Consider the following 26304-nt stretch of genomic DNA (forward strand, 5'->3'; position numbering starts at 1 on the left):
GCGGGACGGAGGATGATCGTGCGAACGCTCCGCAACTGGATGCCTACGCTGGGTTGGCTCGCGGCCACCGCCACCAGCATCGCGCTGGCCTCGGCCGCCCTGCTCCCCGTGCTGCGCACCGCCCCGGCCGGCGAGGAGACGCTCGCCTCGGTCCACGAGCTGCGACGCGGCGGCGCCGGCGACGAGCCGCCACTGACCGTCACGACGCCGGCGCAGCCGACCCCGTCGGTCGCGTCGCCGTCATCGGCACCTCCGTCCGCCGCCGCGACGCCGACCCCCAGCGCCGGCGCGCCGCGGACCACGACCACCCGGGACGGTTGGACGGTCACCACGGACGCCGCGGGCGTGGCGACATACCTTCGCTCGTTCCGGGTGGAGGGCGGCCAGACGGTTGTCCGCGCCAGCCGCGGGCGGGTGCAACTCGTCACCGCCACACCCGGCCCCGGCTACTCGGCGAAGACCGTGCAGAACACCCCGGACAACCTGGCGGTCTTCTTCCTGGAGACGAATCATCACTTCGTCATCCACGTGGTGTGGCGCGACGACGCGCCGTTCGCCCAGGTCAGCGAGATCGGCGGCTGAGGTACCACACCGCGGTGACACGGAGCCAGGAGCTGAGCCGCGAGCCGTGACCGAGCTGTTTGGCCCGAGCGCCCGCCGTTCGCCCACGTCCATGTAGGCGTCGCCGGTCACCAACGGCCGAACCGGATGCGGTAGAGCCCGACCAGGAACACCCGGACGAAGCACACGGCGACGGCTACCAACAGGACCAGCAGCAACTTCTCGGCGAACTCGCCGTCCTCCGGCCGCCAGGCGTTCGCCAGACTGACCAGAGCCCATGCCAGCAGCCCGGTGATCGGCGCCAGGATCATGAACTCCGTCTTGCGCACAGGGCGACGAGCCAAGCCACGCCGTTCGGGCTGCGGGATCTGGTCGGGGCTACGCTCCGGCATCGTCACGGTCAGCCCTTCCGGCACGTCCCGCTCCAGCGCAGCAAGGTCGAGGGCGTCGACGCGGTACAGCGTCGGCTCGACCGACACGGTGATGCCGTCGAGCCCGAGGAACACACTGGCGCCATCCGGCCACCGCAGTCGCGCCGCGCATTCGGCGAAGCGCACCGTCAGCGCACTGCCCGACCTGTCGGTCACCGAGACACCGTCGTCAGCGACGATCAACGTCTGCCCGTCGCCGCTGCGCGCGGCGTGCCGCCTGCCCTCCACCGCCGCGTCCGAGGTCGTCGGTGCCGGCGTGAACCCGATGGTGTCGGCGGGAACGCCGTACGGCACCTGGAGCAGCGCGTTGGCGTAAGCCTCGGTGGCAACGGTGTGAACGTCGGCGGCGGTCACCGACCGCAGTCCCTCGGAGACCTCGTCGACAGTCGGCACGGGCTGACCGGTCAGCAGGTTCGCCGCCACGCCCGGCAGCCGGCTCGCCTCGTACTCGGGATGCGCCAGGCTCTGCAGCGCCTTCGTCCGTACGGCATTCAGCTCCTGCTCATCGATGCCCGCCTTCGCCAGCTGCCTGAAGGTGTCGACGAAGCCGTTGACGGCGGCCGTGTGCTTCTCACGCAGCGCGTCGGCGTACGCCGTGATCGTGGCCATGCCGTCGCCCCGCGACGAGTAGTCGGCACAAGCCGTGTAGCTGATCCCGCTTTCGAGCCGTAGCTCGCGATAGAGCGCGCGCTCCAGCAGGGCCGCGAACAGCTGCCCAGCCACCCCGTTGGGGACCACGGTGTCCATGACGATGCCGTCGACCGGGGCGTGGTAGTAGGCGGGCGTGTCAGGTAGCGCCGAAGTGGGCGCCGGCAGCGGTCGCCGCCGCCCGGGCGGCAGGTCGAGCCGCAGATCAGCCGGCACGTCGTCACCGGCCACCCACAGCACCGCGTTGTCCCGGGTGAAGTTCTCCGTAACCCACGACCGCACGTCGTCGCCGGAGATCTGGTTGAGGCCGAACTCGGCGTAGCTGACCAGGCCGTACCCCTGCGCGCCGTAGCGCCACAGGGGCAGGCTCGCGTTCACGCCGCCGCCACGTCCGGCGGCCTCCGTTCGCAGGATCTCCCTCACCACACCAAGCCGGTCCACCGGCAGGTCGATCAACCCGGTACACAGTTTCGCGAAGTAGGTGACCACCTCTGCCGCGGTACCGGAGGTGTGGAAGTGCGTCGTCGTCGCATCGACCGTGGCGTTGGCGTGGTGATCCATCAGCCCGTGCCGGTGCAGCGCCAGGTGTTCGGCGAGGTGAGAGACGCCCGCGAGTGGCAACGGCTCGTCCACTCGACCGACGCGGAACATGAGGCCGGCCCGCAGCGGCCCGGTCGCCTTGACGAACAGCGCCGGCACTCCGTCGATCTCGTACTGCTTCATCCCCGTGCTCCGATCCGCAGCAGGCGGCGACGCACGGTTCGGAACTGACGGACGCTGCGCCACGGGTACTCGGTGATCCGGTTGTCGAGCGTGGCCATTCGGCTCGCGGCCCCGGCTCGGTCGCCGGCGTACCAGAGGGCCATCGCGAAGCTGCTCTGTGCCCGGACCCAGCCGTGCACGGGACGGTAGTCCGGATGCCCGACCGATACCGCCACCGCATCCTGCAGTTCGGTGAGCACTCTCGGCCGGCGCAGGTAGTGGAACGTGCCCTCGTAGAACGCGTCCTCGAGATGTGCCTCGGCCACCGCGGCGGCATTGAGCGAACCCGGTGGTGCCTCCTCGGCGCAGCGGCGCGCGAAGTCATGCATCTTCTCCAGCGAACCACCCCACTTGGGGCACAGTTGCTGCACATAGGCCAGCTGCGCGGTGAACGGGTGCGGCCGCGCTCCGACGGCGCGTTCATAGCGCCGGTTCGCCTCAGCCGGTCCCATCTCCAACCCGCGCGCGATGCACAGCCGAGCCGTCCAGGCGGCGATGTTGCCCGGATCGGCCGCGGTGACCTCACTCAACACCGCCTCTGCCTCCCGCAGGGTCTCGTGGAACGAGGCGAACCGGCGACTGCTCGTGTACTGGCTCCGTGCCGATCCGCGCGCCTCCCAGGCCAGCATTACGAGACGTACCCCCAGTAGCGTGCCCGCCAGCGGCGATTCGGCAGGCCCGCCGACCGACCGCAGGTACGTCTCCACGCCCCTCATCTGCGCGACCATGTCAGTGGCCACCGTCGGATCGTCACCGTCGGGCAGCCGATCGAAGAACGCGACCACGGCACGCCAATCCTCGGCGTGCAGCGCCTGCCGCAGCGGAGCCAGATCTGGATAGTGCTCGACGGGGTCGTGGGTGGGGGACGCGGCGCGGTTGAGGAGCTTGATCGGCACGCTGGAGAGCATAGGGTGGGACGTCGGCGCAGGTAACCCGCCGGGCGATGCTGTGACGACGACGAAGCTGGGCGCCGGTGGCAGCGATGAGTCTGCCGGCGCCCACTGGTCTACCTCTCCGACCGAGACAACCGACTCATCGGGAGTAAGGCATGGGCCTGATCCACATCGAGCTGTTCACGACCCTGGATTTCGTCGGGCAGTCGCCCGGTAGCCCCGACGAGGATCCGGTGGGGTTCCCGTTCGGCGGCTGGCAGGCGCCCCTGCTGGACGAGGTCACCGGGGCGCAGGTCGGTGCCGCGTACGAGGGCACGGACGCCCTCCTGCTCGGCCGGCGGACGTACGACATCTTCGCCGCCTACTGGCCGCACCAGGAGGGCGGCGAGGACAACGAGATCGCCACGCTGTTCAACAGCGTCCCCAAGTACGTGGCCTCGCGCGGCAGGCCCGACCTCTCGTGGGCCGGGTCAACCCGGCTCGGCCCGGATCTGGCCGGCGCGGTGCGCGAGATCCGTGACCGGCACGAGCACGTGAAGGTCGTCGGGAGTCTGAACCTGGTGCAGACTCTGCTGCGCGAGAAGCTCTTCGACCGTCTGGACCTCTGGGTGTACCCGATCGTGCTCGGCGTCGGGAAGAAGGTGTTCGACGGTGGCGCGGTGCCCACGAACCTGACACTCCTCGAACCGCCGGTTGCCGGTCAGCAGGGCACCGTGTACCTGCGCTACGGGCTCGCCGGTGGCACGCCCGGGACGGGGGACATGAGCGCACCCGATCGAGGTGCCGGGCGCGACGGCTGAGCCACCCCGCGTCAGGGTCGGTGTTTGACCGCCTCATGTCCAGGAACGTAGGTGGTTGACCAACTGAGAACGACGAGGCATCCAGGTGAACCGCCAGCCTGACAAGCGCACGTCAACTGTTCCCTTCCCGCGAACGGACGGTGACAGCGTCTTGATTCACGCGGCCGATCCTGGTGTTGGTGCGACGATGGAAGGCGTGGGATCTGTGAGAACTGATATGCCTGCTGTCTCGCCGCTTGCCGGCGAGCCGATCAAGCGTGCCGACGCCGAGCGGCTCGCGGGAGTGCTGAAGGCAGTCGCCGATCCGGCCCGACTGCGACTGCTCAGTCTGATCCAGTCCGCCCCGGAGGGCGAGGCGTCGGTGAGTGACCTCACCGCGCCGCTCGACCTGTCCCAGCCGACCGTGAGTCACCACCTTCGGATCCTCACCGAGGCCGGCCTGCTCGAGCGCGAGAAGCGCGGCGTCTGGGCCTACTACCGCCTGGTGCCGTCCGCGATCGCGGGAATAGCCGACCTGTTGACGCCGCCCCGCAAGCGGGCGACGAAGAAGGCCCGCTGAGCGGCACCGCCGAGGACCGCGCCCGAGCGCTGACAGGACGACCGGTAGGACCTCATACCCCTCGCCCTCGGCGAGGTCCGCCGTCTGCTGCACACCTGATCACCGGCGTCCGACCCGGCGCCACATACGTTGATGGTCACGACAGCGACGCCGGCATCAGTACCGCACCACAACAGCCGCTGCCCCGGTTTCCTGACGACTTCGTTCGGTGCGCCATACCGCTCGACCGGGCGTCCTCGCCTCCGCGCTGCCGGGATGGCCGATACCGGCGGGGCAACCGCGGGCGGCCGGGACGTTCCCCGGCCGCCCGCAGCGCTCGATCAGGCCGACCGCGTCCTACGGCTGCATCTCGTACGCGCCTGCGAGCGCCTCGACCTGAGCCCAGACGGCGGCGGTGCGGGACGCGTCCGGAACCGGGCGGCGCAGGTGCGCCACGGCCCAGGCGGCCTGCGCGTCGGTGGTGGCCGCCTTGCCGTACAGCTCCGTCGCGTAGGCGGAGAAGTCCCCGACGAGTACCGCGAAGATCTCATCGAGCAGGTGCCGATCCAGGGCGGTCAGCTCGGCCTGCTCCAGGATCAGCTGACCGTAGACGACCAGCGCGAAGAGCTGACCGAGGGTGAGCAGGAAGTCCAGGTCGCGCTGCTGATCCTCGTCCGGGGCGTGGGCACGCAGCAGTGCGCAGAGTCCGTCGGCCTGTTCCCGGAGCACCGCCACGTTCGGGATGTCGGCGTACGTGTCGTACGCGCCGCGCCAATCGTGGAACCGGATCGCCCCGAGGCCGCGGGCCGGCCCCTGCCGGAACAGGAACTCGTCGTCGGCGGGGTCCTGACGGGTGGGTACCGGCGCGAAGTCGGCCGGTTGGAACAGGTAGTTCGGCATGAACTTCAGGATCAGGGCGAGGTTGACGTGCACGGTGCCCTCAAGCTTCGGCAGGCCACGGATGTCCTTGGCGGCCTTGTCGAAGTAGGTGTCCGCCTCGAAACCCTTCGCGGCGATCACATCCCACAGCAGGTCGATCACCCGCTCGCCCTCGGTGGTGACCTTCATCTTGGTCATCGGGTTGAACAGCAGGTACCGCCGGTCGTCAGGGCCCGCCGACCGGAAGTAGTCGGTGGCACGGTCGCTGAACAACTTCATCGCGACCAGCCGGGCGTACGCGTCGGTGAGCTCGCGCCGCACGTGCGGGAAGTCGGTGACCTGCTTGCCGTAGAGCACCCGCCGGTGCGCGTGGGTGACCGCCTCGTACATCGCGTGCTCACAGATGCCGATGGAAGCGGTGCAAAGGTTGAACTTGCCGACGTTGACGGTGTTGAGCGCGGCGTCGAACGCGGCCTTGCCCGTGTGCAGCACGTCCTCGCCGCGTACCGGGTAGTCCTCGAGCCGGAACTCGCTGACGTACATCTGCCCGTTCACCACGTTCTTGACCAGGCGGTAGGCGGGGTGGCGGCTGTCCGCGGCAAAGAAGACGTAGCCGTCGGGCCCCTCGACGTCGGCGCGGCGGCCGAAGACGGAGACAAGGCCGGCGACGTTGCCGTTGCCGATGTAGTACTTGCCGCCGTTGGCCCGGTATCCGTCCGCGCCGTCCGGAGTGAGGATCATGTCGGTGGAGTAGATGTCGGCGCCGTGGCTGCGCTCGGACAGGCCGAACGCCATGACATGACCGTCGGCGAGCAGCCGGGCCGCGTTGGCGCGGGCGGTCAGGTTCGCGCTCTGCCACACCGGCCCGAGACCCAGGACGGTCACCTGCCAGGTGTACCAGTAGCCGAGACCGTAGAAGCCGAGGATCTCGCTGAGCGCTGCGTTGCGCGCGGTGTCCCAGCGTCTGCCCTCGGCCCCGCCACCGTCGGCTGCCGGCGTCAGGAACGTCGCGAACAGGCCCTCCTTCGCGACGAAGTCCAGGAAGTCGCCGTACCAGGCCCGGTCGTTGTAGCTGTCGACCAGTGCCTTCTTGCCGCGGTTCTCGAAGAAGTCGACAGTGGCGCGGAGCAGCCTGCGCGTCTCGTCGTCGAGGTGTGCGGGGTCGTAGGTGCGCGGGTTCAGCAACAACGAGTTCGCCATGGTGGCAGTGCCTTCCTGGGGAGTCAGCGGCCGAGGCCGTGGAGGGTTTCGAGGACGTCGTCGAGCCAGTCGAGGACCATCCGCTCGTACGCGACGCCACCCCGGAGCACGACGTGCCGCAACCGCTGGCCCGCGTCGAGCTCGCCGGCGTCGAGGAAATCACGCCGCTCGCCGGCCAGGTAGCGGTTGAGGGTGGCTTCGTGGTCGGCGCGGTACCGCTCGACCTCGACGATCAGTGCAGCCCGGCCGGCATCGTCGTCGAACGCTGCGCCGCGGATCTTCACGGCCAGTTCGTGGCGGACCGTCTCTGGCTGGACGGGTTCCCGCAGCCAGCTCGCGAGCACCCCTCGGCCAGCCGCGGTCACGGAGTAGCGCCTCTTGTCGGGGCGCCCATCCTGGCCGATCTCCTCGGCGGTGACCCAGCCGTCGGTCTCCATCCGCCTGAGGACGCGATAGATCTGCTGGTGGGTAGCCGTCCAGAACCGGCCGATGGAGCGCTCGAACCGCCGGGCCAGCTCGTAGCCGGACCCGGGCTGCTCCAGCAGCGAGACGAGAATCGCGTGTTCCAGTGCCACACCGGCGATCCTGCTATGCAACTCGTTGCATAGCAATCCCCCGGCGACATTCTGCGTCGCGGGCGACGCGCCCTTCGACAGCCGCGGTTCGGTCGCCGGTCTAGGGCGGCTGGGTGTCCCGCGCCTTATGCCCCGCTACCCGCTCGGCGTACCGACGGCCTTCACTCGTAAACCGCGTTGAAGGGGGTTCGGGTGCGCCGCCACGGTTTCCGGCGGCCGGCAGGGCTTCCATGGCTCGGGAGCATCGGAGTAGCCCGCGGTGACGACCAGAAGTACGGGACCGGTAAAAATAACCAGTTCGGCGAGGACGGTGTTGTACCTGCCCAGAACGACCGCGTACTCGTTCTCAGTGTCGGAATAGCGCTTGGAGCCCAGCAGAGTGTGGAACCGCACCCACCGGTCCCGCACGGCTCGAAGTTCATGCGGCAGCTTCGAACAGCCCGGCCACCGCTCATCCCACAGCCGCGAAAGTGCGACGGTGTCCACAATATCGCCGGTCATCGGCCCGCGCGGTCCCTCATCTTGACGTCCGTCGCCTTCAGACATCCGCACGATCGATCCACTCGACGGTCGCGAACAGGTTGGGCCGGGCAACCACGAACGCGGCCTCAATTAGTGCGGACTCACGCGCATCCTCGACGACCTGCTGCCACGGTTTGCCGACGTCAAGCGGCTTGTCGAGCCGCTCGTGGCCGTTCCAGAACGCGCCACCGTCCATGACTGCCCACAGCTGGAAGTACAGCACCGCCTGATCGTGGGCAGCCAGGTCATTGATGACGTCCACAAGCCGGGCAGACGGCCAGGCCCGTTGGATGCTGCCGGCTGTCGTCGGCAACGACGCCGTCAATGGAGGCAAAACCTCCTGCCGCGCTGCCGCCGGTATGCGTCCCGCAACTTCGGCACCGCAGGCCGGTACGCGCACTACCGCTACGAGGTCGAGATCCTCGCCTTCGTGCTGGACCGCCTGAAGGCGACGAACGCCTGACCGAGGACGACGTCCTGGCGTTCCTGATGCCGGCGCTGCCGCACGGTGTATCCGCGACAGCAGCGCCGGCGTCGTCCGCTCTGGTGAGCGAATGCCTCACCAGATGATCGCGGCGACCACCACACTGACGACCAGTCCCGTAACCACGGGCAGGAACAGCCTGCGGGCGAGGTCGACCACGGACACCCCGCAGAAGGTGGCAACGGCGATGAGCGACGACCAGATGACCAGGGTGCCGCCGCCGGTCCAGGACGCGCCGTTCTGCGCGATGGCGGCGAGCGTGGCGGTGTCGACTCCGGCGTGCGGGCTGAGCGCCTCCGAAAGGGAGCCGGTGAGCGGCAGCCCCGCCCAACCCGATCCGTCAAGCCCGACCGTCATGCCGGCGAGCAGGACGGCGAACATGATGACGATCGGGTTGCTCGGGATGTGCTCCTCGACGCTGCGGATAGCGTCGAACAGGAATCCTGGCGCCGTCTGGTCCTCTGCCAACCCCATGATGCGGCCGGAGAAGTCCGAGATGCCGATGAAGACGAAGCCGGCGATGGGGATGACGATGCCCATCGCCTTGAACGCGAAGGAGAGGCCTTCGACGACGTGCTCGGCGCAGCTCTCCAGGGAGCGGACCCCGTCGCTGGTCACCGCAACGGCGAGAAGCAGCAGTGCTGCCATGCCGCCGACCAGCGGGGCCCCCGCACCGTCGTCGACCGACACCAGGTCGGTGAACCGCCCGAGCAGCATGTAGACGAGCAGCGCGCCGAAAGCGACGGGCACCAGGACGGCGAACAGCTTGGCCCGCCCATCCTGTCCACGCTGGCCGGCAGGATCGTCGTCGAGCCGGGCGTCACTGGCTACCGCCTCCCGCTCCTCCAGCGCCTCCGGCGGTGGCTGCTTCGTCGCCAGAGCGTGGCCGAGCTGCCCGGAGGTGCCACCCGTACCACTGACGCCGGCCACTCCAGCGATCGCGAGTTCGGCGCGGTGCGCCACGTTCGTCTGGGCGCTGGGCTCATCTGCCGCCGCAGTGCTCAGCCCGCGACGACGCACCGTCAGGACATAGCTCATCGCCAGTGCGACGATTCCGACCACCCACGACAGGACCAGGGCCCGGTCGGCGATCAGGTCGGCCGACACGTTGGCGCCGCTCGCCGAGAGACTCGGCGCGACACCGATGACGTAGTCGGAGGCCAGGGCCATGCCCTGTCCGGCGATGGCGATCGCGATCGCACCGAGCATCGGGGACAGGCCCGCCCGGATGGCGGCCGGGAGCAGGATCGCCGCGATCAACGCCAGGGTCGGCGTGGGCCAGAAGAACAGGGCGAAGATGTACGTGACAACGAACAGGACGACGTAGGCGACCGGCCCGCTCACCATCAGCCGACGGAACGGCGCCACCATCCGGTGCTCGGCCCCGATGGCTCTCAGCGCCGCGAGCATCGCGGTGACGAGCGCGATGATGAGGAAGATGTTGAACAGTTCCGACGCGGCCACCAGACTGGCGCGGAACACGGACGCCACTCCCCCGGGCACGCTGCCGGTGAAGGTCACGGCGGTGAGGAAGGTCGCGGCGATGGCGGGAACGACGACGTTCTTCCGGGCGACCATGACGACGATCAGGGAGGCCAGACCTGCCAGGTACACCCAGTGCGCAGGCGCTATTTCCATGGTTGTCTCCTAGCTTGCGTGCTCGGAGTGGCTAAGGGGTGTGGCCGCGAGCGTCGTCGCGGCGGCGCGAGCGCGGACGGCCTCGGCGAGTGGCAGCAGGTGCTCCTGCGCCACCGACCGCCCGTACTCGCGCAAGGCGCCCGTGCCCACGCTGTTGATCGGGATCGAGACGACCCGGTCCCGGAACAGGACAACGTCGACGTTCGGCAGCAGGGCGGACAGTCCGAAGGCCAGCGGAAGTCCGTTCTCGAAGACCTCCGAGGCATGGCTGCTGCCCACCAGCACGCTGAGTCCGCGCGCGGCCGCGCTCGCCACCACGGCCGAGTCCGGGGGAGCCGCACTGATGCTGAAGATGACCGTTGAGATGGCCGGATACTCGGCGAGCAGCTGGGCGAGCTGCTTCTCCCCGAAGCCGGTGTGTGGGAAGGCGTGCAGGACAACCTCGCCAAGCGGATCGTCGAGAGCACCCGCGAGCACCCGCATCCCCGGAGCTGTGGCGCTGTCCACCAGGTCGGCGCACTGGCGGACGGAGCGTTCCCCGTCCAGGATGCGCAGGTCCAGGGACCGCTCCAGGCCCGCGTCGAGCCGGGTGAGTACGTCACCGACCGTGGTGACGCCCGGTAGCGGCCGGCCGACCATGACCACCAGCCCGTGTACCCCGTCGTAGGCGGGGTTGACGTAGAAGGGCTGGTGGCCGTGGAGGTAGGCCATGCCGGGGTGCAGTCCGTGGAAGGCTTCGTGGCACTCCAGCACCGCGATTCCGTACAGCGAAAGGTAGTCGGCGAGCGTCACTCCACCGGAACTCGCCGCGTCCGCGATCGGGTGGTGCGCAACGATCGCGTCCACGCCGCTGGCATGCGCAAGTTCGATGTGGTGCTCGGTGATGGTCATGGCGACCGCGAGCCGCCGCACCGCTTTGTCGGAGGCCCCCCAGACCAGGCCGGGCCGCTCGGTCACCGCCTTGCCGGGTATCCCCGAGTCCTTGCTGATCACGTACGGGTTGCGGCCCCCGTCGGAGCTGGTGACCCGGCCGCCGGTCAGCCCATCGAGGGCCGCGACCACATCGGCCACCGTCGGACCGGTCTGCGACGCTGTCTTGTTCGTCACGCGTTTCGTCCGCCTTCCGTTGATGTCAGTGCGACGCGCACTGGATCGGGTGCGGCGGAAGCAAGAAGCTGCCACCGCTCGGACTTGGCGGCGTGCGCGAAATTCGCGCAGACCGCCAACCGCCATCGGCGACAGCTGTCGGGCTCTTCGGGACGGAAGCTCCCTAGACCGTTCGTCGGCTCTGAACACGACGTCCTCGTCGGCCCGTACCCGTAGGAACAGCGCCTCAGAGGTGTGTGATATATATCGGCGCCCGCCGGAGGGTGTCAAGACCTCGACCGAACCGTCCGACGATCACTAGAGTCGCGCCATGGATCGCTCAGCCAGCACCCCGCCGCGGACGCCCGGAGAGCTCAAGCAGGAGATCCTGCGGGTGTACAACAGCGTCAACCAGGGGATCTCCGGCGTCGGTGTGAGCCGGCAGCGGGTCGACCTCCTGGACGACCGGATCCTCATCCTCGCCCAGCATCAGCGCGTCAAGGCGCTCGCGACGCTGGATCCCGCCCACCGCGACATCACCCGCGAGGTGGACGTGGCGCTGCTGGACGAGGGCAAGCGGCGGCTGGCCCAGGAGTTCCGGGACAAGATCGGACTTGCGGTACGGGTCGTCCTCAAGGACTACGACCCGAGCACGGAGCTCTCGGCGACGGTGGTGGTCCTCGACGCCCCGCTGGTCCTCACCGAGGCCCGACGGTATCCGTAGCGGCGCCGGCCCGGTCCGGACGGCGCCGCTGACGTGCCGGCTTCGTCGGCGGCAGGTCAGCGACGACGCGGGTGACCCGGGACTACCCGCCGAGCCCCAGGTCCGCGACGTGCTTGGCGAACGCCTCGAGCGCGGCCGCGCCGACCGCCTTGTCCTGCTCGCCGTTGCCGCCGCTGACCCCGACGGCGCCGAGGATCTGGCCGTCGTACTCGATGGGGAACCCGCCGACGAAGATGGCGAACTTTCCGGGGTGCATGTGGCTGATCCCGAACGCCTCGTTGCCCGGCAGCGCCGGGCCGTTCGGCGGCTCGTTGAACTTGTGGGTCGCCCGCTCGTGGCCGGCCGCGGTGAACGCCTTCGCGATCGCGATGTCGACCCCGGTGAGGCGGGCACCCGGCATCCGGTGCAGCGCGATCGCATGGCCGCCGTCGTCACAGACGCAGATCGTCTGCCTGACGCCGATCTCCTCCGCCTTCGCTCGAGCTGCCGCGAGCATGGGGAGTGCGTCGTCGAGCGTGATTCGGTAGATCCTGTGCACCGTGCCTCCTCTGCCCACTGCCGGGCGGTCCGTGGCTACAGCCTGCCGGGGCACGGAGATCGCGAACAATGGCTAGACTGCCGCGAGGCCGCGAGGGTAACTTGTGCAACCTGTCCAAGGAGTTGTCGTGAGTGACCCATCGGCCAGTGTGCCGGACAGCCCGCCCGGCGACGCGGATCCGCAGCACCTGACGGTGGGCCGACTGATGCAGGAACGGTTGCTCCGCCCCGCCCGTACGGCGGCATCGGCCGACCTGCTCGACACCGCTGTCACCTGGTGTCTGCCCTGGGACGAGGTCCAGGCCAGCGACGACCCGCTGCCCGGCGTCGTCGTCCATGCCCGGGCCGACCAGCTCCGACCGACGCTCCTGGCCGGTCTTGGGCGGCGCAACGCCACGGCCGTCGTCGTCGCCGGCGGGATCGCTGATCCTCCCCAGCCCGCGGTCGACCTGCCGGTGATCCACGTCGGTGCGCACGTCGCGTTCCGACACCTCAGCCAGCTTGTGGCGGAACTCGTCCTGGCCCGGGACACCCACGTCCTCCGCTACGGCCTGCGAGTGCACCGCTCGTTGGTGGAGTTGCTGTATCGCGGGGCCGGCCTGGCCGCGCTCGGGCACCAGATGGCCCGGCTGTCCGGGTGCACGGCCGCGATCCTCGACCCGCAGTACCGGGTCCTGGCGTTCGAACGCAGCCGCGACCGCGTGTTCGAGGCGGCGGCGGTGGCGGACGCGCTGCGCGAGGACGCCGCGGCGGCGCCGCCACCGCTCGTTTCCGAGCAGCCGAACACCGGTCCTGAGGTCCGGACGCTGCTGATCGACGGGGCCAGCGCGACGTGCGTGCTCAACCCGATCCTGCTCGGCGGTCGCCACGACGGTTGGGTGGTGATCGTGGAGTCAGCCGATCCACCCCTGCCGCACGACATCGCGCAGCACAGGGTGGTCGTCGAGCAGGCCGCGACCATCGTCGGTACCGAGATGCTGCGCCTGCGCAGCATCGAGCAGGCGCAGGAGCGGGCGCGGGGCGACTTCGTTCACGCACTGCTGCACGGCCGTTTCTCCACTCAGCACGAGCTCGAAGCCCGGGCGGCGCACTACGATTTCCCGGTCGGGGCGACCTTCGGCGTGGTCGTCGCGAGCGGACTCGGCTCGGTCGGCAGCCCCGACTCCCCGACCGCCCTGTTCCAGCTGGCCCGGCATGTCACCCGCCTGGACGCCCGGCCGAACGCGCACACCCTGGCGACCGTCGTCGGCGACGTGCTCGCGGTGGTCCGCCAGGTCGATCCGGCGGGCCGGCGGGATTCGCCGGGCGCGGAGGACCGGGCGCTGGCGGACTTCGCGTACACCCTGCAGACGGAGTTGGAACGAAGGACACACCACCGGGTGGCCGTGGCGTACGGGCGCTGCGTCGGCGGCGCGGCCCGGATCTTCGACAGCTACCGCGAAGCGCGCATCGCTCTCGGGATCCGCAACCGTCTCGGCATGGACCGGGTGTGCGGCTTCCAGGACCTGCGCGTGTACGCCACCCTGGTGGAACTCGCCGAGAGCCCGCAGGGGCGCGCCTTCGCCCGCGACGTGCTGGCCCCGCTGCGCGGCGCCCGCGCCGGCGGGAACGACCTGGAGCAGGCGGTCATCGCCTACATCGCATCCGGCGGAAACCTCAACGCCGCCGCGCGGGACCTGCACATCCACCGCAACACGATGCTCTACAAGCTCGACCGCGCCTCCCGGCTTCTGCAACTGGACCTACGCGAGGCGGAGCACCAGTTCGCGGTGTGGCTTGCCTACAAGCTCGGGCTGCTCGCCGACACGGTGACGGCCGTCGACCGGGATCTCAGCCCGGCGTAGCGGGCGACGTCGCGTCGTCGTCGGGCGGGGACGGGTCGGGGCCGATGAAGCTGACCACCAGCCCGAGCCCGGCGGCCGCCGCGCCTCCGGCGAAGAGCAGCACCAGAGCATCGTGCGGGTAGACGACGGCCACCCAGGCCGCACCCAGCGCCGAGCCGCCGAATCGCATCATGTTGAACAGACCGAGGGCCGCTCCCGATCGGCCCGCGGGTGACCGGGTCGCCCCGGCGGCGGAGGGCGTCTGGACGAGGGCCACGCCCACCCCGACCGCGATGAGCAGTGCGACGAGCAGCGCCACGCTCCGGCCGGCATTGCCCGCGTACAGCCCCAGCAGCAGTTCCGCCGTGCCCAGCACGATCAGTCCGACGCGCAGGATCCAGCGCGGCCGGGTGCGCTCGCTGAGCAGGCCGACGAGCGGAGCCAGCAGCGCCATGGCGGCGGGAAGCGCCAGGACCAGCAGGCCGGTGAGGGCAGTGGTTCGCCCGAGGGCGCCCGTGACGTACAGCGGAACCGCGACGAGTGTCGCGGCGAGACAGAACATCTGTACGGCCGCGGCCACGGTGCTGCGCAGGAACCGCGACTCGACGATGAGACGCGGTCGGATGATTGGCGCCGCAGCCCTGGCCGAGGAGATGACGAAGGCCGCCAGAAGTACGACGCCCGTCGCGGCGAGCGTGACGGTGAGCCAGGGCGGCACCATGTCCTGCGGGACCGCGGTGGCGGCGGTCATCACGAACGCGGCGCCGAGGGTCAACGAGACCGCGCCCGGCCAATGCAGCGGGGTGGTGTGGCCCCGGTCGTCCGGCACGACCAGGACCGTGGCGGCCAGCAGCAGCACGGCCACCGGCGCGAGACACCAGAAGATCGCCCGCCAGCCGGCCAGATCGGCCAGCAGACCGCCCAGCGGGGGGCCGATCGCCTGTCCGATGCCGTTGGCGGCCGCCCACGCGCTCATCGTGCGGGCCCGCTGGGTCGGCCCGTAGATGGTGGCGAGCATCCCCATGACGGCCGGCGGGTAGGCCGCACACGCCACGCCCTGCAGGGCACGCATCGCGACGAGCACCGGCAGCGACGGCGCCAGCGCCGCACCGACCATGGCCACCGCCATCACAGCCAGCGCCACGATGACCGTACGGCGTCGGCCGAACCGGTCGCCCACCCAGCCGCTCAACGCCATGCCGGCGGCCAGGACCAGGACGAAGCTGCTCACCACGAGCACGCCGGCGGAGAGCGACACTCCGAGATCGGTGGTGATGTCGCGCAGCGGCACGTTCAGCACGTTGTTGATGACCGTGCCGAGCAGCGTCGCACCGAGCAGGGTCAGCAGTACGCCGAGCCCGCCGGACCTTCGCCGCGGCGAACCCTGCGGGTTGGCCGGGGCGGTGAACGACTGCGCGGCTGTGACCCGCGGCCGAGTGTCCCGCACGTCCCGTCCTTCCCGTCGTATGCGCAGGTCACATACCGCCCGAGCGTGCACCGCGACGGCCGGGTAGTGCTACGGCCGCCCTGCACAATCTTTGCCCGCCGGCCTGTGCACATCGGCGCTAGACGCTTACCGGTCCGCACGCGGACGCTGACCAGCAATCGACCCCCTGCAAGCGGCAGTGAGGTGGCACATGCAGCTAACGGCGACCCACTGGGTCTATCTCGCCGGCGTTGTGGTCATCATCGGGACGATGATCGCCCGGAAGAACATCGTAGTCCCGGCGGTGGTCGCGACGTTCGCGACCGCGCTCGTCTTCTCGAACAGCATCGTCCGTGCGCTCTCCGCGGTGTTCAACGCGAGTCTTGTGGCGGCCACGGCGCTGTTCAACATATTTCTGATCATCGCGTTGGTGACGGCGATGTTGCACTCGCTGCAGGCGATCGGCGCCGACCGGAAGATGGTCGCCCCGTTCCGGGGCGTCATGCGCAACGGCCACCTCGCGTTCTGGACGCTGGTGGTCGTCACGTACTTCATCTCGTTGTTTTTCTGGCCGACCCCGGCGGTGCCGCTGATCGGTGCCGTACTCATACCGGTGGCGATCCGCGCGGGTCTACGGCCGATGGCCGTCGGCCTGGTGGTGGCGATCGCCGGCCAGGGCATGGCCCTCTCCTCCGACTACGTCATCCGGGTGGCTCCGGGGCTCTCGGCGACGTCCGCCGGGGCGGACGCGAACCTGGTCGCCGACCGGGCGCTGGTGCTGTCCCTCGTCGTCGGTGGGGTCGCCCTGGCGGTCGCCTACCTGATGGAGTTCCGCCGGATGCGTCGGCCCGAGCCGGCCCTGCTCGTCGAGTGGGAGACCGCGACGAGCAGCGGCGACCAACGGGCGCGGGATCTGGCGGTCACCCGGCGCGAGCGCGAGCTGATCGAGGTCGGCGCGGGCGAGCGCGAGGCCGGCGGCGGCGACGTCCCGCCACCGCGGGGTACCGCGCCGACCATCGGGCACGGCGTCGCGCTGCGGGAGGAGTACGACAGGGGGCGGGACGGCGGCCCCGACGAGCCCGCCGTCAGCTACCGCGGCAACCCGATGATTCCGACCTTCTTCGCCATCTTCGTACCGGCGGCCTACCTGTCGCTGATCGTGTACATGGCGGTCGCCACCTTCTCCGACAGCGTGCCCGACCTGCGGGGCGGGGACGCCGCCGCGCTGGTCGGTGGCATCGCGGCGCTCACCGTCTTCCTGGCGGCGCTCGCCGGGGACGGCAAGGGTTTCCTGGACAGCTCGGCGAAGCACGTCGTCAACGGACTGGTGTTCGCCTTCAAGGCCATGGGGGTCGTGCTGCCGATCGCTGGATTCTTCTTCATCGGCAACGGCGAGTTCTCCGGCCAGATCCTCGGCACCGCCGACCCGACCAAAGGGCCGGCCCTCCTGCCGGACCTGGTCGTGGCGGCCCAGGACCACATCCCCCAGAGCGGCTTCGTCGCGGCCTTCGGCATCCTGATCGTCGGCCTGATCGCGGGCCTGGACGGGTCCGGCTTCTCCGGCCTGCCGCTCACCGGAGCGCTGGCGGGCAGCCTCGGTCCGGCCACCGGGATCAGCGCCGAGACGCTCGCCGCCGTCGGGCAGATGGGCAACATCTGGTCCGGTGGTGGGACGCTCGTCGCCTGGTCCTCACTCATCGCCGTCGCCGGTTTCGCCCGGGTGCCGGTGATCGACCTTGCCCGCAAGTGCTTCATCCCGGTCATCAGTGGGCTCGTGGTTGGGACCCTCTTCGCGGTGGTCTTCTTCCCCTAGTTCTCGGCAACACCTGCTGCAGAGGCGGCCGGGCAGGGATGCCCGACCGCCTCCGCCGGGCCGCCCGACCGGGCTCAACGAGCGGTCACGGCGACGGTGAGCTCCACCTCGACCGGGGCGTCGGACGGTAGGCTCGCCACCCCGACTGCCGAGCGCGCGACGGCGCCGCGGTCGCCCAGCCAGTCCCGCAGCACCTCGGACGCGCCGTCGGCGACCGCAGTGTGCTGGGTGAAGCCGGGACGGCAGGCGACGTACACGGTCATCCGCAGGCACCGTCGCACCTGCTCCAGTCCACCGACCGCCTGCGCCACGGCGGCGAGGGCGTTGCCGGCCGCCAGGCCGGCGGCGGCGCGCGCCTCGGCCACGGTCAGATCCACGCCCACCAGCCCGCGCGCAACGAGCCGGCCGTCGACCCGCGGGGTCATGCCCGCCGCGTATGCCGTGCCGGCATGTACCACCGCCGGAACGTAGTGGCCCTGCGGGGCCGGCGGGGCCGCCAGGGCGCCCCGGCCGGCCGGGTCAGCCACCGAGCACCACCCCGTCCTGCCGGGGGTCGGCACCGCCGACGAGGCAGCCCAGCCGTTCGTCCACGGAGACCACGAGGGCACTGCCGCCGGCGTCCCACGGCCCCACCACCCGGACCGGGTGCCCGGCGGCGCGCAGACCCGCCAGGACCCGCTCGCTCAGCCGCGACTCGCAGATCAGCTCGTCGGGCGCGCCCACCACGTCGGCGTCGCTGCCCGGGAAGACGCTGAACCGCGGCGCCGACACCGCCTCCTGCGGATCCAGGCCGTGGTCGACCAGGTGCGAGAGCACCTGCATGTTCCACTGCACCTGCCCGTCGCCGCCGGGCGTGTTGCCGACGTGGCGCAGGGCTCCCGTGCCGTCGGTCACCAGCCACGCGAGGCAGGTGTGCAGCGGACGGCGCCGCGGTCGTACCTGGTTCGGGTGGCCGTCGATCAGGTACGCGCCGCGTCCCAGCCGGTTGTTGAGCACGATGCCGGTGCCGGGGACGGTGATCCGGGCGCCGAAGGTGAAGGCGAGCGAGTGGATGAAGCTGACCGCGCGGCCGTCGCCGTCGACCGCGACGGTCGTCGTGGTGTCCCCGTCGGGTGTCAGCCCGGCCGTGACGAGGGAACGCCCTCCGGTGGACAGCCTCGCGCGCACGTCCGCCACCGCCTCGGGTCGCAGCAGCGCCCGCCAGGCGTCGGTGTCGGCGGCACACCGGTCCCAGCGGTCCCGGAAGGCCTGCCGGGCCGCACCGGCGAGCCAGCCCACCGCCTCGGCGCCCAGCCACGGCAGGCCGGCGAGCGTCCCGTCGCAGACGGCCGCCTGCTGGAGCACCATCCAACCCGGCGTGGGCAGCGGCGTCGCGTGCACGACCAGGTCGCCGTACCGCCCGGCGATCGCCTCGCCCTCGATCGGGACGCCGGAGGCTGCCCACTCGTCGCCGCTGAACGGGGCACCGGCCGCCGCCAGCGCGGCCACCGCGCGATCAGCCAGGTCGCCGGTGTGCAGGGCGCGGGGATCGGCCGCCAACGACCGCAGCGAGTCCGCGAGTTCCGGCTGCGCGAGCCGCTCGCCGACCTGCGGTGCCCGGCCGGTGCGCAGGAACGTCCGCCGGGCTCCCTCGTCGGCACGCAACTGCGCCTCGTGCTCGAGGATGTCCGCGCGGGTCTTGCGGGTGCAGGGCAGACCGCGTTCGGCGGCCGCGATCGCCGGCGCCCACAACTCGGGGAGGCTGCGCGTCGCTCCGCGGACGTGCAGTGCGGCGATGGCGGGAACCGCACCCGGAGCCGCCACGGCCAGCGCCCCGGTGAGGGGAATCGCGGACAGTCCTCGCGCCCGGTAGAAGTCCGGCTCGGCGCCGTCCGGCCCGTACCCGCTGCCGTTGATCGTCCACACCGACCCGTCCGGCTCACGGATCACGGCGAAGGCGTCGCCGCCGACGCCGCACTGACCTGGCAGCGCCAGCCAGGACATCGCGGCCATCGCCACGGTCGCATCGATCGCGGTGCCGCCGTCGGCGAGTACGCGATGACCGACGGCGCTGACCGCCGGGTGGCTCGCGGCGGCCATGTGTTCGCCGGCGAGGACCGCGTTGCGGGCCGGTGCCGGCCAGTCCACGCTCACCCGGGTCACCTGACCGGTCGGCGGCGGCGCGGGCCGCCGGAAGCGATGTCCTCCGGCGTCACGCCGACGTAGATCTGCCCGTCCTCCTCGCGCACCGGGAACGTCTTGATGGGTTCGGTGGCGGGCGGGCAGACCGGCTCGCCCGTCTCGAGATCGAAGACGCTGCCGTGGCAGGAGCAGCCGATCCCGTCGTCGACCAGCTTGCCCGACGACAGCAGGCAGTCCAGGTGCGTGCAGTAGTTCGACGTCGCGTACGCCTTGCCTTGAGACCGGGCGACGCACAGCTCCAGGCTGTCGGCGTAGAAGCGACGGACGTATCCGTCGGGCACCTGGCCGGAGCGGGCGACGCAGACAAATCTGACGGTGCCCGATTCCGCTCCCGTGGGCGCCGGGCCAGCGGTGTCGGGCGTGCTCATGAGGCCACGTACACGGTCTTGTCGACGGTGTAGAAGTGCATCATCGTCTCCCCTGCCTGTTCCTTGAACGTCTGGGTGCTGGAGTTCCTGAGCCCACCGAACGGCGCGTTCATCGCCATGCCGGTGGTGGGCTGGTTGACCTTCACCAGGCCGCTGTCGACCCGCCGGGCGAAGTCGAGTGCGCGGCCGACGTCGCGGGTGACGATCCCGGCCGACAACCCGTACGCCGTGTCGTTGGCGACGCTGATCGCCTCGTCGAAGGAGTCGACGCGCAGCACGGCGAGGACCGGACCGAAGACCTCCTCCTGCGCCAGCGGTGACGACGGGTCGACGTCGGTGAAGACCGCCGGGCGGACGAAGTTGCCGTGTTCCAGGCCCGGGCCGAGCGGCTCGTCACCGGCGCGCAGGTGAGCGCCGGCGGCCGCCGCGAGGTCCAGGTACAGCCGAGTCTTGTCCCGTTGGGCGCGGGTTGCGAGGGGGCCCATCTGCACCCCGTCGGCGAGCCCGTCGCCCACCCGACGGGCGCGAGCGAGGACGACCACCCGCTCGACGAGCGCGTCGTGCACCGCGTCGTGCACGATCAGGCGGCTGGTGCCGGTGCACGCCTGGCCGCTGAGGCCGAACGCCCCGCGGACCACGATGTCGGCCGCCCGGTCCAGGTCGGCATCCTCCAGCACGATCACCGGATTCTTGCCGCCCATCTCCAGTTGGCAGCGCTGGCTCGGTCCGACCGCCAAATGGATGGCCGCTCCGACGTCAGACGAGCCGGTGAACGTCACCGCCCCCACCCGCCGATCCGCGACCAATGCCGCGCCGGCCTCCCCGCCACCCTGCACGAGGGCGAGCGCACCGGCCGGGACACCCGCCTCCAGCAGCGCCTCGACCAGCCGCTGCCCCATCAGCGGGGTCACCTCGCTCGGCTTGAACACTACCCCGTTGCCCGCCGCAAGGGCCGGTCCCAGCTTGCGGGAGGGGATGTTCAGCGGGAAGTTCCACGGCGTGACGGCCACGACGATCCCGACGGGTTCCCGGGAGGTGTAGACGAGGCTGCCGTCGCCGGTGGCGTACGTGCGGCCCGCGACGCGCAGCGCCTCACCCGCGTAGAACCGCAGGTTTGCCGGGGTGCGGCGGGTCTCGGTGAGCGCCTCGGCGAGCGTCTTGCCCTCCTCGCGGACCAGTTCCCGGGCGAGGTCGTCGGCGCGGGCGGCGAGGACGTCCGCGGCCCGGTGCAGGACTGCCGCCCGCGCCTCCGGACCGCGCTCCGCCCATTCCCGGTAGCCCGCCGCGACCGCGGTCACCGCGTCGTGGGCGTCCTTCGCGTCGGAGTCCGGAAAGACCGCGACGACGTCGCGCTCGTCAGCCGGGTTCCGTCGCTCGCGCGTACGCCCGCTGGCCGAGCCCACCCACTCGCCACCGATGAAGTTGCCCTTCACAGCTGCTCCTCCAACGCCGTCAATTCGGACAGGTCGACGTCCTCGTCGGCGAGGACCTGGGGACTGACGGTGACCTGCCCGGCGATCAGTTCCTTGGCGACGAGGACGTCGGCCCCGCGGTCGACGGCGAACGCCGCCCGGACCAGGCCGTCGCGCAGGTAGAACACCGAGAAGTCGCATTCCTCGACCGAACCGCGCACCACCAGCTCGTCCCAGACCGGCGCGTGACCGGTGTACTGCAGGTTGTGGTCGTACTGGTCCGACCAGAACCAGTGCGGGTCCGCGTACACCCTCGTCCGGCCGATCATGTTGTTGGCGGCGGCGGCCGCCTGCCGGCTCGCGTTGTCGAAGTGCTCGACCCGGATCCGTTCGCCGAAGAGCGGATGCCAGTGGTTGGCCACGTCGCCCGCCGCGTACACGTTCGGCACCGCGGTCCGGCAGTACTGGTCCACGACGACGCCGTTGTCGACGGCGAGGCCGGACCGCTCGGCGACGCTGGTGTTCGGCGTGATGCCGATGCCCACCACCACGAGGTCGCCCTCGAGTCGGCCACCGCTGGTCGTCACGACCACGCCGGTCGGAGTCTCCACCACGGACTCGACGGACTCGCCCAGCCGCAGCCTGACGCCCTGCCGGCGATGGATCGCCGCGCAGCTGGCCCCGATCTCGCGGCCGAGTACGCGCTGCAGCGGCACGTCGAGCGCCTCCACCACCGTGACGTCGGCGCCCGTGGCGCGGCTGGTCGCGGCGACCTCGGCACCGATGAAACCGGCGCCGATGACGATCACGTGGACGCCCGGACGCAGCGCGGCCCGCAGCCGGTCCGCATCCCGCAGGGTGCGCAGATAGTGGATGCGCTCGCCCTCCACGCCGGGCAGCCGGCGTGGGCTCCCGCCGGTGGCGACGAGAATGGCGTCGGCGGCGACCTCGGTGCCGTCGGCCAACTCGACCAGCCCCCACTCGGGCCGGATCCGGACGACCGGCTGGCCGAGCCGCAGGTGTACGTCGTTTCTCGCCAACCAGTCCTCGGGCAACAGGTGCAGGCCGCAGTCGTCGTCGCCGGCGAGGTACTCCTTCGACAGCGGCGGCCGCTGGTACGGTCGGTCCGGTTCGGCGCCGAGCAGCTCGATCCGACCGTCGAAGCCGCGCCGGCGCAGGGTACGAGCGGCGACCGCCGCGGCCTGACCGGCGCCGATGGTGACGATGGTCCTGGTCATCGGCGTCTCACCCCGCTGCCCGGGCCGGGTGGGAGGCGGCACCGGGCAGCGCGCGCCCGGCGCCCGGTCGCGGGTTGACGTAGATCTTCCCGTCGTCCACCCGCACGTCGTACGTCGGTTGGCACTCGGTCTGGTCCGCTGCCTCGCCGGTGGCCGGGTCGAAGGACCACTGGTGACCGGGGCAGATGATCCGCCCGTGCAGCACCGTTCCCTTGCTCAGCGAGCGCTGCTTGTGAACGCAGACGTCGTGCAACGCGTAGACCCGGCCGTCGATGAGGAAGAGTGCTATCGGCGTCCCGCCGATCGACACCTGCTTCCGCTTGCGGCGGGCAAGCTCGGGCAGCTCGGCCACGAGCACCCACTCGCCGGGGTTGGTCTCGCTCACTCCCGACTCCCTCCGTGTCTGGGACGCTTGACCGGGGTGCCCAAAAGGGTGGGCCCCACCGATGGACCCACCCGTCTGGTGGCTCAGGTCAGGCGCTGACCAGGTCCGGCGCCACATAGGTGTCGTAGAGCGCCTTGGTGTAGGAAAAGCGCATCTCCGCGCCCCAGCGGACGAACTGCAGCGCGCGCTGCTGCAGCTCCGGCGTGTCGGCGTGATCCAGAACGATCTGGTAGCCGCGCTCGCCGTGCACCTCGTCCGAGGTGATGTGCAGCTCGAAGAACTCGATCTCGTCCTCGGTGAAGCCGTACACTTCGCGCAGCGGGACGATCTGCCGCTTGTAGATGCTCGGCACCTGGGACTCGAGACCCACGACCAGTGCCGCGGTCGCGACCGCGAAGTGCTCCCGCATGGCCGTGGCGTAACACCAGGCCTGAAGGCCGCGGGTCACCGCGTTGATGTTGTTCGGGTCCTCGATCCGCTCCCGCGTCGTCCCGCACGCCTCGGCGAAGCGGATCAGCAGGTCCGTGTGGCGGATGTCGGCCAGTTCCTCCTCGTACATGTTCTGGAGGAGGAAGTCCTTGGCGTCGGTGCAGGTGTCGGGGGTGTTGGCGTAGACGTAGCTCAGGTAGTCGGCGAACGGGCCCACGTAGTGGTAGTGGTTCTCCGCCCAGCGCGCGAAGTGGTGTCGCTGCAGCTTGCCGTCGGCCCATGCCTGGCTGAACGACGCGTTCTTGGCCTCCCGGCCCTTGATCGCCTCTTCGAGGGCAGCGCGGAACTCGTCGCGGGAGAGCAAGTCGGTCATCTGGTCGCCCCTCTCTCTGTGTGTCCGGTCCCGGCAGCTCAGCGTGGCGCCACGGGAATCCCTGGGGTGTCACCAACGCTAGGGAGCCGACGACTCGCGCCCCACGGTGAAGATGCACATCCTTCGCCGTGGTGTTCTGTGCAAGAAGCCCACGGAATGGTCGCCGGCCGATGTGCCATCGTGGATCGGTGGCAACGATCGACAGCGCGCCTCGGTGCCGGCTCAAGTGGGCGCCGACCAGGCGCAGCAGCGACCGGCAGCGTCGGTGGCGGGAGCGGATGGCGGTCGTGCTGGCGGTGAACAGCGGAGCCACCGACGCGATCGGGTTCCTGGTGCTCGGCGGCGCCTTCACCAGCGTGATGACCGGAAACCTCGTCCTGCTCGGGGTCGCCGCGGCCGGGCCCGACGCCGCGCTGGCCATGAACACCGGGGCGGCGATCGCCAGCTTCATCCTCGGCTGCTCGCTCGGCACGCGCATCGCCGGCACCCCGAGACCGGACGACCCGGTGTGGCCACCCGCCGTGACCCGCGCGCTGGCTGTCGAGGCGGTGGTGCTCACCGCGTACGCAGTGGGCTGGTGGGTGACCGGCGCCCAGCCGTCGGGGCAGTTGCAGCTGGCGTTGCTGGCCCTCAACGCGCTCGCGCTCGGCGTCCAGAGCAGCACCGTGCAGCGCTTCGGCGTGCCAGGCCTGTCGACCACCTACCTCACCGGGACGCTGACCACCGTGATCGCCCGACTCACCTCCGGGCACCGGCTGCGCGACGTCGCGCAGAGCGTCCTCACCCTGCTGGGGCTGATCGCGGGCGCGGCGCTGGGCGGGTTGCTCGCGGTACGCGCGCCGATGTGGGCACCCCTCGTGCAACTCGCGTCCCTCGGCATCGTGCTGGCCGCTGCCGCCGCGGCGATCCAGCCGGCGCTCGACAATCGCAATGGCGCAGCCTGTGGGCCGTGACCGGTCCGGAAGGCTCATGATCGCGCTCACGCAGGCCTCGTGCAGCCAGCCCGTGGACATCGTGACGGGCGGCAGGGAGATTCCCCATCGACCGACTCTGGGGTCTTTGCTCGAAGCCGAGTGATGAATCGGCACAAGGTTGGAGACTATGGGCGTACCCGCTCCAGTTAGGAACCAGTTTGAAACAGCGCGCCACTAAGCCGAACCCGCCCGACGGCGAGCGGTTCGAACGCCGTCTGGACTGGCTCATGGGCGCGCTGGCGCTGTTGTTCCTGGTCGTCGTCCTGGCCGAACCGCTCAGCCGGAACCCGACCCTCTCCCTCGTCCTGACCATCACCATCTACGTGTTGTGGGCGGCATTCATCGCGGAGTTCCTTCTCCGGCTGTGGATCGCTTCGGACCGCCGCCAATTCCTCAAGCGCAACTGGTGGCGGATCATCATCCTCGCGGTCCCGATCCTGCGGACCTTCGCGCTGCTGCGCGCGCTGCGGATCGCCGCGTTCGCCCAAGTGATCAGCTCCGCCGTACGCGGTTCACACTCCGTCCAACTGCTGTCCGGTCGGGTGATCCGGCTGGCCGTGTTCACTGCCATCGTCATCCTGGTCGCCACCCACCTGGTCTACCTCTCGGGCGGCTACTCGTCCTACCTCAAGGCCCTGCACGACACGGCGATCAGCGCATTCGTCGGCCAACCAATTATTGAAGGAAGCGGCGTCGGAGAGATCATCGAGGTCGTGCTCGCCGCGTACTCGGTGCTGGTCTTCGCTACGCTCGCCGGCAGCATCGGCGCGTTCTTCCTCGGCGACGACCGGGAGCGGCGCTCGGATGCGCCCGAACAACAGCGGTGACCGCACGCGCTACTCCCCCATCTCGACCCACGTCAGCGTCGTGCGCCGCAGCCAGTGGGTGCTGATCTGCTGGGCTGCCACCCCCGGCAGACGCGTGCCGATGCGCTGCCACGGGTACCCGCCACCCAACCCATCGACGGGATGACGATGGCGTCAGCCTGGCGGCTATAGCAGTCGATCGCCGCCATCCCGCAGGCCGGCGACGGTCCGCCGGTGAGGCGAGGTCCGCGACCAGCAACGCGGCCCGAGGGGTTGGCTGCCCCGGCTGGCGGCTGCCAGACACCGTAGGCGGGACGACCGGGGACACGACACCGGTGGGCACGATGGCCACCCCCGTCCGCAGACGGAGATCAACAGGGCCGGTAGGTGAGTCGCGGGGTGGTCAAACGCGCTTGACCACAAACCGCCGGAGCGAACTGATGCGCAGCGGCCCTGGCGCCCTTGACCCCCCGTTGTTGTGCAACTCGTTGCATAGGTTGATGCTCGGCATGTCGCTGGAGCACGCCATCCTCGTCTCGCTGCTGGAGCAACCCGCCTGCGGCTACGAGCTGGCCCGACGCTTCGACCGCTCGATCGGCCGTTTCTGGACCGCCACCCACCAGCAGATCTATCGCGTCTCCAAGCGGATGGAGAGCGACGAGTGGATCACCGCTGAGGAGGTCGGCCAGCCCGGGCTGCCGGATAAGAAGCTCTGGTTGGTCACCTCCACCGGGCGGTCCGCCCTGGTCGCGTGACTGCGCGCCCCGGCGCAGCCCGAGGCCGTCCGACACGAACTCG

At 70.5% G+C, this 26304-nt stretch carries 27 protein-coding genes; 10 read left to right on the forward strand and 17 right to left on the reverse strand.

All coding sequences use genetic code 11. The features are described from left to right. The first annotated feature begins 18 nt into the window (after window positions 1-18). Entirely contained in the window at window positions 19-582 is a 564-nt protein-coding gene (locus tag GKC29_RS21625; protein ID WP_155332561.1) for a hypothetical protein, read from the forward strand. Between the two features lie 107 nt (window positions 583-689). Here GKC29_RS21625 and GKC29_RS21630 read toward each other — a convergent pair whose 3' ends face one another. Both GKC29_RS21630 and GKC29_RS21635 read right to left on the reverse strand, forming a co-directional pair. Further along, on the reverse strand, window positions 690-2363 hold the full coding sequence (locus GKC29_RS21630) for a pitrilysin family protein (protein WP_155332562.1): 1674 nt from the start codon (window positions 2361-2363) through the stop codon (window positions 690-692). Further along, a complete protein-coding gene (locus GKC29_RS21635) occupies window positions 2360-3298 on the reverse strand; it encodes a hypothetical protein (RefSeq protein WP_155332563.1) in 939 nt (312 codons plus the stop codon). Before GKC29_RS21635 ends, GKC29_RS21630 begins: the two co-directional genes overlap by 4 nt. A gap of 152 nt (window positions 3299-3450) precedes the next feature. Here GKC29_RS21635 and GKC29_RS21640 point away from each other — a divergent pair, with 152 nt between their 5' ends. Both GKC29_RS21640 and GKC29_RS21645 read left to right on the forward strand, forming a co-directional pair. Next, window positions 3451-4095: a dihydrofolate reductase family protein gene (locus GKC29_RS21640; RefSeq protein ID WP_155332564.1), complete on the forward strand. Its 645-nt coding sequence runs from the start codon at window positions 3451-3453 to the stop codon at window positions 4093-4095. 217 nt (window positions 4096-4312) lie between these two features. Beyond that, the gene (locus GKC29_RS21645; protein ID WP_196255682.1) at window positions 4313-4654 is read left to right on the forward strand and encodes a helix-turn-helix transcriptional regulator; all 342 of its coding nucleotides are present in this window, start codon (window positions 4313-4315) and stop codon (window positions 4652-4654) included. Window positions 4655-4990: 336 nt separating this feature from the next. On the opposite strand, the gene GKC29_RS21650 is transcribed toward GKC29_RS21645, so the two are convergent. From GKC29_RS21650 to GKC29_RS30085, 4 genes are all read right to left on the reverse strand, one after another. Further along, window positions 4991-6712 (reverse strand): acyl-CoA dehydrogenase family protein, encoded by a 1722-nt coding sequence (locus GKC29_RS21650; RefSeq protein ID WP_155332565.1) that lies wholly within the window; start codon window positions 6710-6712, stop codon window positions 4991-4993. Between the two features lie 23 nt (window positions 6713-6735). Then, window positions 6736-7287, reverse strand: a complete 552-nt coding sequence (locus GKC29_RS21655) for a PadR family transcriptional regulator (protein WP_155332566.1) — start codon at window positions 7285-7287, stop codon at window positions 6736-6738. Between the two features lie 135 nt (window positions 7288-7422). Beyond that, complete coding sequence (locus GKC29_RS21660) at window positions 7423-7833, reverse strand: hypothetical protein (RefSeq protein WP_196255683.1); 411 nt, start codon at window positions 7831-7833, stop codon at window positions 7423-7425. After that, a complete protein-coding gene (locus tag GKC29_RS30085; protein ID WP_230688750.1) occupies window positions 7826-8032 on the reverse strand; it encodes a hypothetical protein in 207 nt (68 codons plus the stop codon). The genes GKC29_RS21660 and GKC29_RS30085 overlap by 8 nt, the downstream gene beginning before the upstream one ends. Before the next feature lie 9 nt (window positions 8033-8041). Here GKC29_RS30085 and GKC29_RS30090 point away from each other — a divergent pair, with 9 nt between their 5' ends. Further along, window positions 8042-8272, forward strand: a complete 231-nt coding sequence (locus GKC29_RS30090) for a hypothetical protein (RefSeq protein ID WP_230688751.1) — start codon at window positions 8042-8044, stop codon at window positions 8270-8272. Between the two features lie 96 nt (window positions 8273-8368). Here GKC29_RS30090 and GKC29_RS21670 read toward each other — a convergent pair whose 3' ends face one another. After that, window positions 8369-9931: a permease gene (locus tag GKC29_RS21670; RefSeq protein ID WP_155332567.1), complete on the reverse strand. Its 1563-nt coding sequence runs from the start codon at window positions 9929-9931 to the stop codon at window positions 8369-8371. 9 nt (window positions 9932-9940) lie between these two features. Then, window positions 9941-11038, reverse strand: coding sequence for a Nif3-like dinuclear metal center hexameric protein (locus GKC29_RS21675; protein WP_230688752.1), 1098 nt, complete (start codon window positions 11036-11038; stop codon window positions 9941-9943). 310 nt (window positions 11039-11348) lie between these two features. Between GKC29_RS21675 and GKC29_RS21680 the strand changes: the two genes are divergently transcribed. Next, entirely contained in the window at window positions 11349-11741 is a 393-nt protein-coding gene (locus GKC29_RS21680) for a Na-translocating system protein MpsC family protein (protein WP_155332569.1), read from the forward strand. Window positions 11742-11823: 82 nt separating this feature from the next. Here GKC29_RS21680 and GKC29_RS21685 read toward each other — a convergent pair whose 3' ends face one another. Next, window positions 11824-12279 (reverse strand): heme-binding protein, encoded by a 456-nt coding sequence (locus GKC29_RS21685; protein ID WP_155332570.1) that lies wholly within the window; start codon window positions 12277-12279, stop codon window positions 11824-11826. Window positions 12280-12406: 127 nt separating this feature from the next. On the opposite strand from GKC29_RS21685, the gene GKC29_RS21690 reads away from it, so the two are divergent. Continuing rightward, window positions 12407-14122 (forward strand): CdaR family transcriptional regulator, encoded by a 1716-nt coding sequence (locus tag GKC29_RS21690; RefSeq protein ID WP_155332571.1) that lies wholly within the window; start codon window positions 12407-12409, stop codon window positions 14120-14122. On the opposite strand, the gene GKC29_RS21695 is transcribed toward GKC29_RS21690, so the two are convergent. Further along, window positions 14109-15548: an MFS transporter gene (locus GKC29_RS21695; RefSeq protein ID WP_196255684.1), complete on the reverse strand. Its 1440-nt coding sequence runs from the start codon at window positions 15546-15548 to the stop codon at window positions 14109-14111. The genes GKC29_RS21690 and GKC29_RS21695 overlap by 14 nt on opposite strands. 190 nt (window positions 15549-15738) lie before the next feature. Here GKC29_RS21695 and GKC29_RS21700 point away from each other — a divergent pair, with 190 nt between their 5' ends. After that, on the forward strand, window positions 15739-17340 hold the full coding sequence (locus GKC29_RS21700; RefSeq protein WP_155332573.1) for a hypothetical protein: 1602 nt from the start codon (window positions 15739-15741) through the stop codon (window positions 17338-17340). Between the two features lie 74 nt (window positions 17341-17414). On the opposite strand, the gene GKC29_RS21705 is transcribed toward GKC29_RS21700, so the two are convergent. From GKC29_RS21705 to GKC29_RS21735, 7 genes are all read right to left on the reverse strand, one after another. Beyond that, complete coding sequence (locus GKC29_RS21705; protein ID WP_155332574.1) at window positions 17415-17867, reverse strand: RidA family protein; 453 nt, start codon at window positions 17865-17867, stop codon at window positions 17415-17417. Beyond that, entirely contained in the window at window positions 17860-19473 is a 1614-nt protein-coding gene (locus GKC29_RS21710; protein WP_230688753.1) for a gamma-glutamyltransferase family protein, read from the reverse strand. Before GKC29_RS21710 ends, GKC29_RS21705 begins: the two co-directional genes overlap by 8 nt. Before the next feature lie 5 nt (window positions 19474-19478). After that, on the reverse strand, window positions 19479-19889 hold the full coding sequence (locus GKC29_RS21715; protein ID WP_155332575.1) for a non-heme iron oxygenase ferredoxin subunit: 411 nt from the start codon (window positions 19887-19889) through the stop codon (window positions 19479-19481). Beyond that, window positions 19886-21322: an aldehyde dehydrogenase family protein gene (locus GKC29_RS21720; protein ID WP_155332576.1), complete on the reverse strand. Its 1437-nt coding sequence runs from the start codon at window positions 21320-21322 to the stop codon at window positions 19886-19888. Before GKC29_RS21720 ends, GKC29_RS21715 begins: the two co-directional genes overlap by 4 nt. Continuing rightward, the gene (locus GKC29_RS21725) at window positions 21319-22539 is read right to left on the reverse strand and encodes an NAD(P)/FAD-dependent oxidoreductase (protein ID WP_155332577.1); all 1221 of its coding nucleotides are present in this window, start codon (window positions 22537-22539) and stop codon (window positions 21319-21321) included. The genes GKC29_RS21720 and GKC29_RS21725 overlap by 4 nt, the downstream gene beginning before the upstream one ends. A gap of 7 nt (window positions 22540-22546) precedes the next feature. Continuing rightward, on the reverse strand, window positions 22547-22924 hold the full coding sequence (locus GKC29_RS21730; RefSeq protein ID WP_230688754.1) for a Rieske 2Fe-2S domain-containing protein: 378 nt from the start codon (window positions 22922-22924) through the stop codon (window positions 22547-22549). 88 nt (window positions 22925-23012) lie between these two features. Next, a complete protein-coding gene (locus tag GKC29_RS21735) occupies window positions 23013-23726 on the reverse strand; it encodes a TenA family transcriptional regulator (RefSeq protein ID WP_155332579.1) in 714 nt (237 codons plus the stop codon). A 188-nt stretch (window positions 23727-23914) separates the two neighbouring features. On the opposite strand from GKC29_RS21735, the gene GKC29_RS21740 reads away from it, so the two are divergent. The 3 genes from GKC29_RS21740 to GKC29_RS30095 all read left to right on the forward strand — a co-directional run bounded on the left by GKC29_RS21740 (window position 23915) and on the right by GKC29_RS30095 (window position 26261). Beyond that, complete coding sequence (locus tag GKC29_RS21740) at window positions 23915-24679, forward strand: DUF1275 family protein (RefSeq protein WP_196255685.1); 765 nt, start codon at window positions 23915-23917, stop codon at window positions 24677-24679. A 179-nt stretch (window positions 24680-24858) separates the two neighbouring features. Then, window positions 24859-25527, forward strand: a complete 669-nt coding sequence (locus tag GKC29_RS21745; protein WP_155332581.1) for a hypothetical protein — start codon at window positions 24859-24861, stop codon at window positions 25525-25527. Between the two features lie 488 nt (window positions 25528-26015). After that, a complete protein-coding gene (locus GKC29_RS30095; protein WP_230688755.1) occupies window positions 26016-26261 on the forward strand; it encodes a PadR family transcriptional regulator in 246 nt (81 codons plus the stop codon). Window positions 26262-26304 lie beyond the last annotated feature (43 nt).

Source organism: Micromonospora sp. WMMC415, assembly GCF_009707425.1.
Classification (GTDB): Bacteria; Actinomycetota; Actinomycetes; order Mycobacteriales; family Micromonosporaceae; genus Micromonospora.